The sequence below is a fragment of the Burkholderia sp. Bp9015 genome (assembly GCF_003853505.1).
Classification (GTDB): Bacteria; Pseudomonadota; Gammaproteobacteria; order Burkholderiales; family Burkholderiaceae; genus Burkholderia.
In genome coordinates, this window is the sequence record NZ_QTPZ01000010.1 from 57579 (window position 1) to 69865 (window position 12287).

Sequence of the window (12287 nt, forward strand, 5' to 3'; positions counted from 1 at the left end):
TCGTCCGTTTTTTCCACGACGCCTCCATGCCGAAGAAAAATCTCGTCTACATCCAGTCGCTGCGCAACGGCGCGGCCGATCGCGCCGGCCAGCCGGTCGCCTACCGGGGCGGCACGCGCTACATGAAGGCGCCGCTCGAATTCCTCGTCGAGCGCCTGAACGACTCGCCGCTCGGCGAACGCTATGCGCTCAAGGGCGTGATCGTCGACGACGACGCAGGCTCGCCGGCCGACCGCGCGAAGGTCGCCGACTACGGCTTCGCGCGCACGCCGGGCCGCCCGTGGATCCTGCCCGACGGGCTGACGGTGCAGGGCCGGCCGGTCGACGAACTGTTCTGCACGATTGCATCGACGTACCGCCGGCTGCCGCGCGACGCACGCGAGCGCGTGACGGGCAAGCAAGCGTTCGAGCGCCGCCTGCTCGAACGCCTGCTCGAACTCGACGCCGACGTGGTCGTGCTCGACGGGCTGCTCGTGATCCTCGACGAGCTCGTGCGTCCCGGCGCGCGCTTTCACCGCCGCATCGCGAACATCCACCCCGGCATTACGGCCGACGCTTCGCCGTACCAGCGGCGCGGTGCGTGGGCGACGCTCGACGCGCTGCACGGCGCGCGCGGCGAACGGGTCGACTGGGCGAGCGGCGCGACCTCGCGCGTCGAACCGGTGACGATGACGGGCGCCTCGTTCCACTACGTCGACAACGGCATCGATTCCGGCGAGGTGATCTGCGACGTGCTCGACACGCCGATCGCGCCGGACGACACGATTCTCGAACTGCGCTGGAACAACTTCCAGCGCAGCCTGTTTCCGGCGCTCGAGCGGGGGCTGCACATCCTCGCCGACCGCCACGACGCGGGAGCACTGTGATGGAAGACACGCTGACGAAACCGGCCAACGCGGTAGACGCGGTCGAAGGCCACGTGGCCGCGGCACGCGACGGCGCCGCGCACGGGCAGGAGCCGCCCGCCGTCGAGCGCACGCTCGACGCGTGGCGGCCCGGCGATCCGCCGGCGGCACTGCTCGCGGAATTCGTCGCGCTGTTCAACACGGACACGCGGCACGACGCGGCGACGGTGTCGGTGCCGCTCGGCGGCGCCGATCCGGCGGCCATCGCGTCGTACGTCGCGCGCGCGGTGCGCGAAGGCGTGATCGACGGCGCGCGGATCGCGGGCGACCGGCTGCGCGTCACCGCATCGCGCGCGACGTTCTGGCAGAACCCGCGGCCGTGGCTGAAGGCCCCCGCGTCGGGCGGGATGCCGCTGCGCTACACGATCACGAACGGCCATCGGCACCCGGTGCGGCCGCCGTCGCCGGCCGGCGAGATCTATGCGCGCTACATGCCGCAGGTCGGGATGACGTTCAGCCTGCGCACCGTCGACATCGCTGCACATGCGCAGCTGTTCAGCGACTGGATGAACCTCGATCGCGTCGCGCATTTCTGGGATCAGCGCGGCACGCTCGACGAGCACGCCGCGTATCTCGCGGAGCGGCTCGCCGATCCGCACATGCATCCGATGATCGGCTATTTCGACGACACGCCGTTCGGCTATTTCGAGTTCTACTGGGCGAAGGAGGACCGCCTCGCGCCGTTCTACGACGCGCACGACTACGATCGCGGGCTGCACCTGCTGATTGGCGACTCACGCTTCCAGAGCGCGGGCAAGCTGCATGCATGGTGGAGCGGGGTGCTGCACTACATGTTCGTCGACGAACCGCGCACGCAGCGGCTCGTCGGCGAGCCGCGCGTCGATCACGTGCGGCATATCGCGTACATGCACCGGCTCGGGTTCCATACGTTGAAGGAGTTCGATTTCCCGCACAAGCGCGCGGCGCTTACCGTGATGGAGCGCGAAACATTCTTCGACACTTTCCGGTTGCCGTGACGGGGACGGGGACGGGGACGCGAGGCGTCGATACGTCGATTCGCAAGCGTGGACGTTTCGCGCGGCTTGCAGGGGGCGCGCATCGGCCGTTCGGGATATGGATCGGGTGGGCGGCATGAGGAAGAATGGTCGCTCCCTCATCGCAGACAGGTCGTGACGACATGGCAAGCACACCCACGACAGCATCAGGCGCGATCCCGCATCAGCGCCGCCCGATATTGACATATGCCGGCATATGCCTAGAGTGGGTGCATCGTACTCCATTGGAGTGGCTCATGCGCACCGTTTCCATTTTCAAGAACGCCCGTAACCAGGCAATCCGCATCCCGAAGGACATGGAATTCGAGGGGGTGACGGAACTCGAGATCCGCCGCGAGGGCGACACGTTGCTGCTGCGGCCGGTGCGGCCGACGTGGCTGTCGCTCGCGAGTGAACCGCTGGCCGATGCCGACTTCCTCGTCGAGCGCCAGGCTGTCGTCGAATCCGGCCGTTTCGACTTGTCCGGCGCCGATGACGCCGCACCGACGGAGTCGGGCCGGTGACCACGCTCTACATGCTCGATACGAACATCTGTTCGTTGATCATGCGCGAGCGACCGTCCGTGGTGTTGTCCCGGCTGCAGTCGTGCGTCAATGCGCAGCACCGGATCGTCGTGTCGGCGATTACCTATGCGGAAATGCGGTTCGGCGCGGTCGGCAGAAAGGCATCGCCGAAGCATGCGGAACTCGTGACGGCCTTTGTCGCTCGGCTGGACGGCGTGCTGTCGCGGGATACCGCGGCGGTCGATGCAACGGCGGCGATTCGCGCCGACCTCGCCGCGCGCGGCACGCCGATCGGCGCAAACGATGCGTCGATCGCCGGTCACGCGATCGCGGCCGGTGCCGTGCTCGTCACGAACAATCGTCGCGAGTTCGGCCGCGTCGCGGGGTTGTCGCTCGAAGACTGGGCGGCCTCGGCCTGAGGTCGTGAATGCGCGATGGCGTGGCGCCCGCGCGGTCGCACGTCACGCGCGAGGAACAGGCGGATCCGCGAGGAAGGCGCTGCGGAACGCGTCGAGATACCGGTCGGCGTCCGCGCTGAATTCCCCCGGCAGCAGCGCGAACGCGCGGGCCTGCAGATCCTGCCCGAGCGTCGCGTAGATTGCTTCGTCGGACAACAGCGCGCGGATCGCATCGTACGTCTGCGGCGAAGCAATCCGCTGCGCATCGCGCGCCAGCAGCGCAGCCGCCGCCACCTCAGGCTGGAAACCGTGCTGCTCGAGCAGGTCGGGCGCCACCTCCCAGATGCGCTCGCGATTGCCTGCGTCGTGGAAATGCGTGAGCAGGAACAACAGGTCGTACGCGTCGCTGTTCTGGCGCGCGCGCCGGTCCTTCCACGCGAGCAACTTCAACAGCGCAAGGGCGGGCAGGCTCGCCACCGGCACCGCGACGTCGGCCGCGATCGACACGACCAGCGCCGTATCGATCGCCTCCTGAAAGCCCAGCACGTTCAACACGAAATCGCCGCCAGGCGGCCAAGCGATTTCGCCGGGCGGCGTTTCGAGCGGCCCGAACGGCACGAGATCGAGTTCCGTGCGAAAGCCTTGCGTCCCGCTGTCGAACAGCAGTTTCTGCTGATGCTTCGGCGCACGCGCGAATTGCCCGGTCGCGACGAGCGCATCGACGAGCCGTTCGTGAAACGGCCAGCTCACCGCGCACACCGCGACGTCGACGTCCCGCGTCGCACGCACCGGGCGGATGCCGTGGACATGCCACATCAGGATGTCGCGCGCGGTCGCACCGGCGACGACGAATGCCGCGTCGAGCTGCGCGCAGGCCGCACGGACCGCCTGCAGCAGCGCGACCGCCGCCGGCTCGAGCGGCCGGCGCGCGTCGACTTCAAGCGGGCGGGCGGGCGAGGTATCGGTCATGGATGTGTTCGGCGGCGGCGAGATTGCGGCTGTCCCCGGACGAGACGAGATCCGCGTAGATCAGCAGCGGCGGCACGAGCGGCACGTCCTGCTCGCGCCAGTCGAGCGCCGGCGACGGCGGCCAGAAGGCTTCGAGCAGCTCGACGTCGCCACGCTCGTCCGGGCGCAGGCGTGCCTGGAGCAGCAGGCGGTTCGACACGGCGCCATGCGTATAGACGGTGATCGCGGCCGGCTTCAGGTCGTGCGTCAGCAAGTCGGCCGCGGGTTCGCCGCCCAGCCGCGCGTCGAATGCCGCGAAATCGAAGCCGCGCCACCAGTCGGGCGCGAGCGCGGCAAACCGCCGGGCCGGCAGTTTCGCGCGCAGGCGGCTCGGATACAGCGCGACCCATTCCTGCATGAAGCGCGGCCAGTCGGGTATCAGCCGTTCGCCGTTGCGCCGCTGCGCGACAAGGCCGCGCGCGAGCAGGTCGTCCATCGCGAGATTGACCGTGCCGAGCGCGACGCCCGACGCGGCAGCGATCGCCCGGTACGGTTGCGCGACGAGGCCCGGCTGCGTCGCGAGCGCGAACATCACGGCCAGCCCCTTGGGCGTCGTCGCGCGCGATGCCTGCCGGCGCGGCGTGCGGGCGGGTTTCGGCCGGCCGGCGATCATCACGGTCGCTTCCGGCTGGATCAGGCACGCATTGCCGGCCGTATCGAGAAACGGGATGCCTTGATCGGTCAGGCGGGCAGCCAGCTCGACCGATACGTACGGCGCAACCAGCATCAGCGGCCGCTCGCCGGGCAGCGGGGCGCCGCCGCGCCGGCGCAGCGCCGCGCGTGCGTCCTGCACCGATTCGACCCCGATGCTCACCGCCGCCGGCATCTCGAAGGCCTGCCCGGCAATGGCGAAACGGATCATCGCGTCGGCATGCGCTTCATAGGCGGCCGGCACGCGCACGGGCCGCGCATGGAAGTGCCGGGTCGCGCGTTCGAACGCGGCGCAGGCTTCGTCGAGCACGTGCTGTTCCGCTATCGGCAGGGTGGCGTTCTCGGGCATCGGGATGGATCGCTTGTTCACTTTTCTGCCAGCGTACACAAAAAATGTACAACCGTCAAAAAATGAACACGAACGCTCAACTCTTTGATAAGGCGAGATTATTCCGGAATGACGAACGGAACTCAACGTGCACTCCCACCTGAGAAATCAAGACGAACTCGCAGTGTCGCGCATCCCGATCGTGGCCGGCAGTCACCCGAATGGCCAGCTTCCTCCCGCCGTGCGATTCGTCGTGTGCCGGCGAGCAGACTGGCAACTCCAGGTTGTCGCCGCGACGACTTTCTGTCTGTCCGGTTGCCGCTCAACCGACTATCCTTGCCTGCACATTCCCCACGGAACCCAGGAGACGACACCGTGACGCACAGCGTGATCCCCGCAGGCCTCGCCGACGAAATGATCGAGATCCGGCACCGCATTCATGCCCACCCCGAACTGGGCTTCGAGGAATTCGCGACGAGCGATCTCGTCGCCGGGCAGTTGCAGGCGTGGGGCTACACGGTGCAGCGCGGGCTCGGCGGCACGGGCGTCGTCGCGCAGCTGAAGGTGGGCAATGGCACGCAGCGCCTCGGCCTGCGTGCCGACATGGATGCGCTGCCGATCCACGAGTCGACCGGCCTGCCGTACCAGAGCACGATCCCCGGCAAGATGCACGCGTGCGGTCACGACGGCCACACGGCGATGCTGCTCGCGGCCGCGAAGCACCTGGCGCGCGAGCGCCGCTTTTCCGGCACGCTGAACCTGATTTTCCAGCCGGCCGAGGAAGGGCTCGGCGGCGCGAAGAAAATGCTCGACGACGGGCTGTTCGAGCAGTTCCCGTGCGACGCGATCTTCGCGATGCACAACATGCCGGGCTTCCCGACGGGCAAGTTCGGCTTCCTGCCGGGGCCGTTCATGGCGTCGTCCGATACCGTGACCATCGACGTGCAGGGGCGCGGCGGCCACGGCGCGGTGCCGCACAAGGCGATCGACCCGGTCGTCGTGTGCGCGCAGATCGTCATCGCGCTGCAGACGATCGTCTCGCGCAACGTATCGCCGCTCGACATGGCGATCGTCACGGTCGGTGCGATCCACGCGGGCGAGGCGCCGAACGTGATTCCCGACCGTGCGCAGATGCGCCTGTCCGTTCGCGCGCTGAAGCCCGAGGTGCGCGACCTGCTCGAGACACGCATCAAGGAAGTCGTTCATGCGCAGGCGGCCGTGTTCGGCGCGACCGCGACGATCGACTACCAGCGTCGCTATCCGGTGCTCGTCAACGATGCGGAGATGACCGCGTTCGCACGGGGCGTCGCGCGCGGGTGGGTCGGCGAAGCGAACCTGATCGACGGGATGGTGCCGCTCACCGGCAGCGAGGATTTCGCGTTCCTGCTCGAGAAGCGGCCGGGCTGCTACCTGATCATCGGCAACGGCGACGGGGAGGGCGGCTGCATGGTGCACAACCCCGGCTACGACTTCAACGACGCGGCGCTGCCGATCGGCGCGTCGTACTGGGTCAAGCTGGCGGAGACTTTCCTGGTGTGACGCCGCGGCGCATCGACGTGGGCACCGCCGCCCGGTGAGCGCCCGCGCGGCCATGACACCGGCCGCGCGGGACGCATTGGAAACGCGCCAAAGGCGCTACACAAGAGCTACCGCCAACCCTCGCCCAGGCTCCTGTTCCATTGGAAAGCGCTCACGCGCTGAATTTGACGCTCCTTGACATCGACGGCACGGGCCGCGTGCTACGCTGCGCGCGACGCCGGATCGGCTCGATGAATACAGGTGTGGACGACATGCGAAAACAGTTTCTGACCGTGCTGACGGCTTGCGCGGTCGGCGTTCTGGCGGCCGGATGCGACGACCAGAAGGTGGCTGACGCGGTGAATGCGATCAAGCCCGATCCGATGGCGTTCGGCAATCTGCAGCCGGGCGTCTCGACGACCGAGGACGTGCTGCGCCAGGCGGGCAAGCCCGAGATGGTCCGGCAGGGCGACGACGGCTCGCAGCGCTTCGAATATCCGCGCGGCCCGTACGGCACGCGCACGTACATGCTCGATTTCGGGCCCGACGGCCGGCTCGTGTCGATCACGCAGGCGCTGACGGCGGCGAACATCGCGAAGGTCGTGCCGGGGATGTCGAAGGACGACGTACGGCAACTGCTCGGCAAGCCGACCGAGGTCGCGCAATACGCGTTGAGCCATGAGGAAGTGTGGAGCTGGCACTGGGCCGAGGGCGGCGTATCGGGCGACGCGATGTTCAACGCGCATTTCTCCCCCGACGGCACCGTGATCCGGACTTCGCGCTCGGAAGCGCCGGGCCGCGAAAAACCCTGACCGCGCGGCCGCGCGGTGTCCCGGGGTATTTTTCGTCAGAATACCGTGCCGCCGAACAGCGCGGCCGCCATCTCCGGATTCGATGGCCAGTACATGTGCATGTAGGTCGCGACGATCGGGCCCGCGCGATATACGGCTTCGCCGCTTCCGGGCGCGCCGTCGGGCCGCGCAGCCGTCGCCACCGGCGCCAGCGGCGTATCGAGCCGCGAATAATGAAACGTATGACCGCGCATCGGCCCGGTGCGCGTGTCCAGCTGCTGCATCCCGAGCGCCGCGAACCGGCGCTGCATCGTCGCATGGCCTGACAACAGTCCGAGCATCGGCGTCGTCGCGCCGTCCACGTCGGTCAGCGATTCGCACAGATACACCATCCCCCCGCATTCCGCGACGATCGGCAGGCCGGCCGCCGCATGCGCGCGAATCGTCCGCGCGGTCACGGCATTCGCCGCGAGCGTCGCCGCATGCAGTTCCGGATAGCCGCCCGGCAAGAACAGCGCGTCGCAATCGTCGGGCACGGGTTCGTCCGCAAGCGGCGAAAAGAACCGCAGCTGCGCACCCAGCGCGTCGAGCAGCGCGAGATTGGCCGGATAGATGAACGAGAACGCGGCATCGCGCGCGATCGCGATCCGCTTGCCGGCGAGCACGCGCGGCAGCGCGGCGTGAACGTCCGGTTCCGCGAACGCGACGGCCGGCGGCAATTCGGCGAGCGCCGTCCGCGCGAGCACGTCGGCCGCACGCTCGAGCCGCGCGTCGAGATCGTCGATGTCGGCCGGCTGGTGCAGGCCGAGATGCCGTTCCGGCAGCGCGATGCCCGCATCGGCCGGCACGTGCCCGAGCCAGCGCAGGTCGTCCGGCAGCGCCTGCCGCAGCAGTTCCGCATGTCGCGGCGACCCGACACGATTGCCCAGCACGCCGTGAAACGGCACCTCCGGCCGGAACCGCGCGAGCCCGAACGCGATCGCCGCGAACGTCTGCGCCATCGACTTCGCGGCAATCACCGCGACGACCGGCACGCCGAACGCGACCGCGAGATCGGCGCTGCTCGGCGTGCCGTCGAACAACCCCATCACGCCTTCGATCAGGATCAGGTCCGCGTCGCGCGCCGCATCGGCGAGCAGCGCGCGGCAGCCGGCTTCGCCGACCATGCCGAGGTCGAGCGCGTGCACGGGCGCGCCGCTCGCGCGTTCGAGCAGCATCGGATCGAGAAAATCCGGCCCGGTCTTGAACACGCGCACGCGCCGGCCGAGCCGCCGGTGCAGCCGCGCGAGGCCGGCCGTCACCGACGTCTTGCCCTGGCCGGACGCGGGCGCGCTGACGAACAGCGCGGGGCAGGCCAGCATCACTCAGAACTCCACGCCGGGTTGCGCCTTCACGCCTTGCTCCTTGTACGGATGCTTGACGAGACGCATTTCGGTGACGAGGTCGGCCGCATCGATCAGCGCATCGGGCGCATGCCGCCCGGTGACGACGACGTGCACCGATTCCGGGCGCGCGACGAGCGTCGCGAGCACTTCGTCGAGCGGCAGGTATTCGTACTTCAGCACGGTGTTCAGCTCGTCGAGGATCACCATCCGGTACTCGCCGCTTTCGATCATCCGGCGCGCCTCGTCCCAGCCCTTGCGCGCGGTCGCGATGTCGGCGTCGCGGTTCTGCGTGTTCCACGTATAGCCGTCGCCCATCGTCACGAAGTCGCATTGCGCGACCGCGCCGAGGAAGTCGCGCTCGGACGTGTGCAGCGCGCCCTTGATGAACTGCACGACGCCGAGCCGCATGCCATGGCCGAGCACGCGCACGGCCATGCCGAACGCGGCCGTGCTCTTGCCCTTGCCGTTGCCGGTATTGACGATCAGCAGGCCCTTTTCCTGGGTAGCGGCAGCCTGCTTCTTTTCATGGCCGGCGCGGCGGCGTTCGGTCATCCGCTGATGGGATTCGGCATCGGTCTTCATCGGGAATCGTCCTGTCGAAAGCGAAACAAAAGGTTCAGAGCGGGCCGGCGAGCGCGACCGTCACGCCGTCCCGGATGGATTTGGGGCCGAGCAGCCGGCCATCGGGCGCCGCGAGCCGCGCGCACGGCTCGGCCACGCCCGCGACGCCGAAACGCGCGAGCGCCGCAGCCGACGGGCCGCTCAAGGCCGGTTCGGGGCACCGCGCGAGCTGCGCCGCGTCGAACGCGACGAGCGGCCAGCCGCGGCGTGCGCACAGCGTGCGCAGCGGCCGGGCACGCGCCTTGTCGGCGAGCGTCGCGACGACGGCCGGCTCGGCGTCCGGGTAGCGCGCCAGCGCCGCGCGGATCGCGGCATCGAGTTGCGCGGCCGTCACGCCCGCGCGGAAACCGACGCCGAGCGCGACGCGCATCATGCGCTGCCGCCGAGCGCCGCGCGCACCGCCGGATCGCCGGCGAGCGCCGCGACGCGGCCGATCACGACGATCGCGGGCGAGCCGATACCGGCGGCGCCCACGCGTTCGACGACCGTGTCGAGCGTCGCGAGCGCGTGCCGCTGCCCGTCGCGCGTCGCGTTCTCGATCGCCGCGCACGGCATGTCGCCGGGCACGCCGCCGTCACGCAGCGCGGCCACGATCGTGTCGAGCCGGCGTATGCCCATGTAGATCACGATCGTCATCCGCGTCGCGGCCAGCGCGCGCCAGTCGGGCTCGTCGGCGCCCGCGCCGTGGCCCGTGACGAAGATCACGCCCTGCGCGTCGCCGCGATGCGTGACCGGAATGCCGAGTGCGGCCGGCGCCGCGATACCTGCCGTGATGCCGTTCACGACCTCGACCGGGAAACCCGCCGCGCCGAGCGCGAGCAGCTCCTCGCCGCCGCGGCCGAACACGAACGGATCGCCGCCCTTGAGCCGCGCGACGCTGCGGCCCGCGCGCAGGTGCGCGAGCATCGCGGCGACGATCGTTTCCTGCGGCGTCGACGCGTGGCCGCCGCGCTTGCCGACGTGCTCGATGCGCGCGTCGGCGCGCGCATGGCGCAATACATCGGGGTTCACGAGATCGTCGACGAGCAGCACGTCGGCCGCGGCGATCGCGCGCACGGCCTTCAGCGTCAGCAGATCCGCGTCGCCGGGGCCGGCGCCGACGAGCCAGGCGCGGCTCATCGGGCGCGGCACGGCGCACACCGTGTCGTGGCAGTGGAAAGGGGACAGCGAGCGGCGCATCGGCGGCCGGCGGACAGGCAAGGCATGACGGATCGGGCGAAGCCCGCGCGAACGCGGGCGGAAAGCGCACCCCATCCGTCCCCCGCGGATCGGGCGTTCGGCGAGCAGCGGGCTCGCCCCTTGCGTCGGCCGGTATCCGGGCTGGCCGCTTGCCAGGCCGCAGCCTTCCCGCCCGCTGAAGGGCAGTGGCATCGCGGGCGGCCTGGGCGCGTGCGGGGGGAACCGCGGCGCGCGGGCGGCGTACCGTTGCGGGGACAGCACAGGCCGGGCGGACTTCCGCCTCCTGTTTCCCGTTTAACTGCGTGCGCGGAATGCGCATGCGAGCACCGAACGCGGCGCATACGATAGCACAGCGGTCGGCCCGCGCGAACCCGCCGCGCGAGCGCCGCAAGCGCCCCCGGTGCGATGCCGCCACCACGCCGGACGCGCCGCGGCAGGCCGTTCCGCCTTTACCTTGACGCTCCCCGCACCGCCGCCTACACTCGCACGCGTTTCGGTGCTCGCGCGCGCTCCTCCGGCGCGCGCAGTTAAACGGGAAACAGGGAGCCTGCCTGCGCCGCAGTCGGACCAACCTGTGCTGCCCCCGCAACGGTAAGCGAACGCGTCGCGCCCAGCGCGATGCAGCGCCGCTTCGCCGCATGCCTGCCGCATGCGGACGACCGCCACTGGATGCCGCGCATCCGGGAAGGCGAAGCGGCGTGTTCGTCAGCCCGGATACCGGCCGAGACGTTGGGGTTCAGCGCCGCGGGGAGGCGGCGCATCGTCCACGGCCGCAGTTCGCCGGACGCCCGGGCGTTGCCCTTCCTTCGCCGATCCGTCAGCCGCTGCACGCGTGCGGGCCGGGGCGAAGAACGGCCAGCTCCGCGGGCAGGCCGACGACGGCCGTGTTGGCATACATCATGTCGACCGTTCGCAAAGGAGCATCATGCTCGACTCGTTCTTCCGCCTGTTCAACGACAGCCCGTCCGGGCTGCGCGGCAAAATCGCCGCGATCTATTCATTGCTCGTCGCATTCAACGTCGGCGCGTGGATCTGGGCCTTCATCGCGTTTCGCGACCAGCCCGTGCTGCTGGGTACCGCGCTGCTCGCCTACGTGTTCGGGCTGCGCCACGCGGTCGACGCCGATCATATCGCCGCGATCGACAACGTCACGCGCAAGCTGATGCAGGAGGGCCGCAGCCCGCTCGGCGCGGGCCTGTTCTTCTCGCTCGGCCATTCGACGGTGGTGATCGTGATGTCGGTCGCGGTCGCGCTGACCGCGGCGTCGCTCGCGCGCTTCGAGAGCATGAAGACCTGGGGCGGCGTGATCAGCACGAGCGTGTCGGCGTTCTTCCTGCTGGTGCTCGCGGCCGCGAACCTGCTGATCCTGATCTCCGTGTACCGGACGTTTCGCGCGGCACGCCGCGGCGAGCCGATCGTCGACGCCGACCTCGACATGCTGATGAACCAGCGCGGCGTGCTGGCCCGCCTGTTCCGGCCGTTGTTCCGCCTCGTGTCGCGCAGCTGGCACCTGTATCCGGTCGGCTTCCTGTTCGGCTTCGGCTTCGATACCGCGACCGAGATCGCGCTGTTCGGCATTTCGGCCACGCAGGTGCAGGGCGGCCTGTCGTTCTGGTCGGTGATGGTGCTGCCGGTGCTGTTCACCGCGGGCATGACGCTCGTCGACACGACCGACGGCATCCTGATGATGGGCGCGTACCGCTGGGCGTACGTGCGGCCGATCCGCAAGATCTACTACAACATGACGATCACGTTCGTGTCGGTGCTGGTTGCCGCGCTGATCGGCGGCATCGAGGTGCTCGCGCTGCTCGCGGACAAACTCTCGCTGCAGGGCCCGGTATGGGATTTCGCGACGATGGTCGCATCGCATTTCGGCATGCTCGGCTACGTCGTGATCGGCCTGTTCGTCGCGTGCTGGATCGTATCGGCCGCGATCTACCGCCTCAAACGCTACGACGAGATCGACGTGACGCTCTCGGCCTGA

13 protein-coding genes and 2 riboswitches are annotated in these 12287 nt (G+C 69.4%); of the genes, 7 read left to right on the top strand and 6 right to left on the bottom strand.

Annotated elements, in window-relative coordinates; genetic code table 11:
• The first annotated feature begins 26 nt into the window (after window positions 1-26).
• The 4 genes from DIE12_RS13060 (at window position 27) to DIE12_RS13075 (ending at window position 2843) form a co-directional block, all read left to right on the top strand.
• The gene (locus DIE12_RS13060; protein WP_124485516.1) at window positions 27-866 is read left to right on the top strand and encodes a formyltransferase family protein; all 840 of its coding nucleotides are present in this window, start codon (window positions 27-29) and stop codon (window positions 864-866) included.
• The gene (locus DIE12_RS13065) at window positions 866-1882 is read left to right on the top strand and encodes a GNAT family N-acetyltransferase (protein ID WP_124485515.1); all 1017 of its coding nucleotides are present in this window, start codon (window positions 866-868) and stop codon (window positions 1880-1882) included. The genes DIE12_RS13060 and DIE12_RS13065 overlap by 1 nt, the downstream gene beginning before the upstream one ends.
• A gap of 275 nt (window positions 1883-2157) precedes the next feature.
• On the top strand, window positions 2158-2424 hold the full coding sequence (gene vapB, locus DIE12_RS13070) for a type II toxin-antitoxin system VapB family antitoxin (protein ID WP_124521795.1): 267 nt from the start codon (window positions 2158-2160) through the stop codon (window positions 2422-2424).
• Complete coding sequence (locus tag DIE12_RS13075; RefSeq protein WP_124521794.1) at window positions 2421-2843, top strand: PIN domain-containing protein; 423 nt, start codon at window positions 2421-2423, stop codon at window positions 2841-2843. The genes vapB and DIE12_RS13075 overlap by 4 nt, the downstream gene beginning before the upstream one ends.
• A gap of 42 nt (window positions 2844-2885) precedes the next feature.
• On the opposite strand, the gene DIE12_RS13080 is transcribed toward DIE12_RS13075, so the two are convergent.
• A complete protein-coding gene (locus DIE12_RS13080) occupies window positions 2886-3791 on the bottom strand; it encodes a nucleotidyl transferase AbiEii/AbiGii toxin family protein (protein WP_124521792.1) in 906 nt (301 codons plus the stop codon).
• Window positions 3760-4830, bottom strand: a complete 1071-nt coding sequence (locus tag DIE12_RS13085; RefSeq protein ID WP_124485718.1) for a type IV toxin-antitoxin system AbiEi family antitoxin — start codon at window positions 4828-4830, stop codon at window positions 3760-3762. Before DIE12_RS13085 ends, DIE12_RS13080 begins: the two co-directional genes overlap by 32 nt.
• A gap of 354 nt (window positions 4831-5184) precedes the next feature.
• Here DIE12_RS13085 and DIE12_RS13090 point away from each other — a divergent pair, with 354 nt between their 5' ends.
• Window positions 5185-6348: a M20 aminoacylase family protein gene (locus DIE12_RS13090; RefSeq protein ID WP_124485510.1), complete on the top strand. Its 1164-nt coding sequence runs from the start codon at window positions 5185-5187 to the stop codon at window positions 6346-6348.
• 251 nt (window positions 6349-6599) lie between these two features.
• Window positions 6600-7139, top strand: a complete 540-nt coding sequence (gene bamE, locus DIE12_RS13095) for an outer membrane protein assembly factor BamE (protein WP_124521791.1) — start codon at window positions 6600-6602, stop codon at window positions 7137-7139.
• Window positions 7140-7174: 35 nt separating this feature from the next.
• On the opposite strand, the gene DIE12_RS13100 is transcribed toward bamE, so the two are convergent.
• Genes DIE12_RS13100 through cobA form a run of 4 tightly spaced genes read right to left on the bottom strand, consistent with a single transcriptional unit; the run spans window position 7175 to window position 10303 of the window.
• Window positions 7175-8479, bottom strand: a complete 1305-nt coding sequence (locus DIE12_RS13100) for a cobyrinate a,c-diamide synthase (protein ID WP_124521790.1) — start codon at window positions 8477-8479, stop codon at window positions 7175-7177.
• 3 nt (window positions 8480-8482) lie between these two features.
• Complete coding sequence (cobO, locus tag DIE12_RS13105) at window positions 8483-9085, bottom strand: cob(I)yrinic acid a,c-diamide adenosyltransferase (protein ID WP_044843565.1); 603 nt, start codon at window positions 9083-9085, stop codon at window positions 8483-8485.
• A 34-nt stretch (window positions 9086-9119) separates the two neighbouring features.
• Complete coding sequence (locus DIE12_RS13110; protein WP_124485507.1) at window positions 9120-9497, bottom strand: cobalamin biosynthesis protein; 378 nt, start codon at window positions 9495-9497, stop codon at window positions 9120-9122.
• Window positions 9494-10303, bottom strand: a complete 810-nt coding sequence (gene cobA, locus DIE12_RS13115; protein WP_185500366.1) for a uroporphyrinogen-III C-methyltransferase — start codon at window positions 10301-10303, stop codon at window positions 9494-9496. The genes DIE12_RS13110 and cobA overlap by 4 nt, the downstream gene beginning before the upstream one ends.
• Before the next feature lie 109 nt (window positions 10304-10412).
• A riboswitch (cobalamin riboswitch) is annotated at window positions 10413-10649 on the bottom strand.
• Window positions 10650-10780: 131 nt separating this feature from the next.
• Window positions 10781-11044: riboswitch (cobalamin riboswitch) on the top strand.
• 184 nt (window positions 11045-11228) lie between these two features.
• Here cobA and DIE12_RS13120 point away from each other — a divergent pair.
• Complete coding sequence (locus tag DIE12_RS13120; protein ID WP_124521789.1) at window positions 11229-12287, top strand: HoxN/HupN/NixA family nickel/cobalt transporter; 1059 nt, start codon at window positions 11229-11231, stop codon at window positions 12285-12287.

Coding starts and splice junctions, on each gene's coding strand:
- DIE12_RS13085 (WP_124485718.1), bottom strand. CDS start 4,830: ATGCCCGAGAACGCCACCCTGCCGATAGCGGAACAGCACGTGCTCGAC.
- cobA (WP_185500366.1), bottom strand. CDS start 10,303: ATGCGCCGCTCGCTGTCCCCTTTCCACTGCCACGACACGGTGTGCGCC.
- DIE12_RS13110 (WP_124485507.1), bottom strand. CDS start 9,497: ATGATGCGCGTCGCGCTCGGCGTCGGTTTCCGCGCGGGCGTGACGGCC.
- vapB (WP_124521795.1), top strand. CDS start 2,158: ATGCGCACCGTTTCCATTTTCAAGAACGCCCGTAACCAGGCAATCCGC.
- DIE12_RS13100 (WP_124521790.1), bottom strand. CDS start 8,479: ATGCTGGCCTGCCCCGCGCTGTTCGTCAGCGCGCCCGCGTCCGGCCAG.
- cobO (WP_044843565.1), bottom strand. CDS start 9,085: ATGAAGACCGATGCCGAATCCCATCAGCGGATGACCGAACGCCGCCGC.
- DIE12_RS13065 (WP_124485515.1), top strand. CDS start 866: ATGGAAGACACGCTGACGAAACCGGCCAACGCGGTAGACGCGGTCGAA.
- DIE12_RS13120 (WP_124521789.1), top strand. CDS start 11,229: ATGCTCGACTCGTTCTTCCGCCTGTTCAACGACAGCCCGTCCGGGCTG.
- DIE12_RS13060 (WP_124485516.1), top strand. CDS start 27: ATGCCGAAGAAAAATCTCGTCTACATCCAGTCGCTGCGCAACGGCGCG.
- bamE (WP_124521791.1), top strand. CDS start 6,600: ATGCGAAAACAGTTTCTGACCGTGCTGACGGCTTGCGCGGTCGGCGTT.
- DIE12_RS13080 (WP_124521792.1), bottom strand. CDS start 3,791: ATGACCGATACCTCGCCCGCCCGCCCGCTTGAAGTCGACGCGCGCCGG.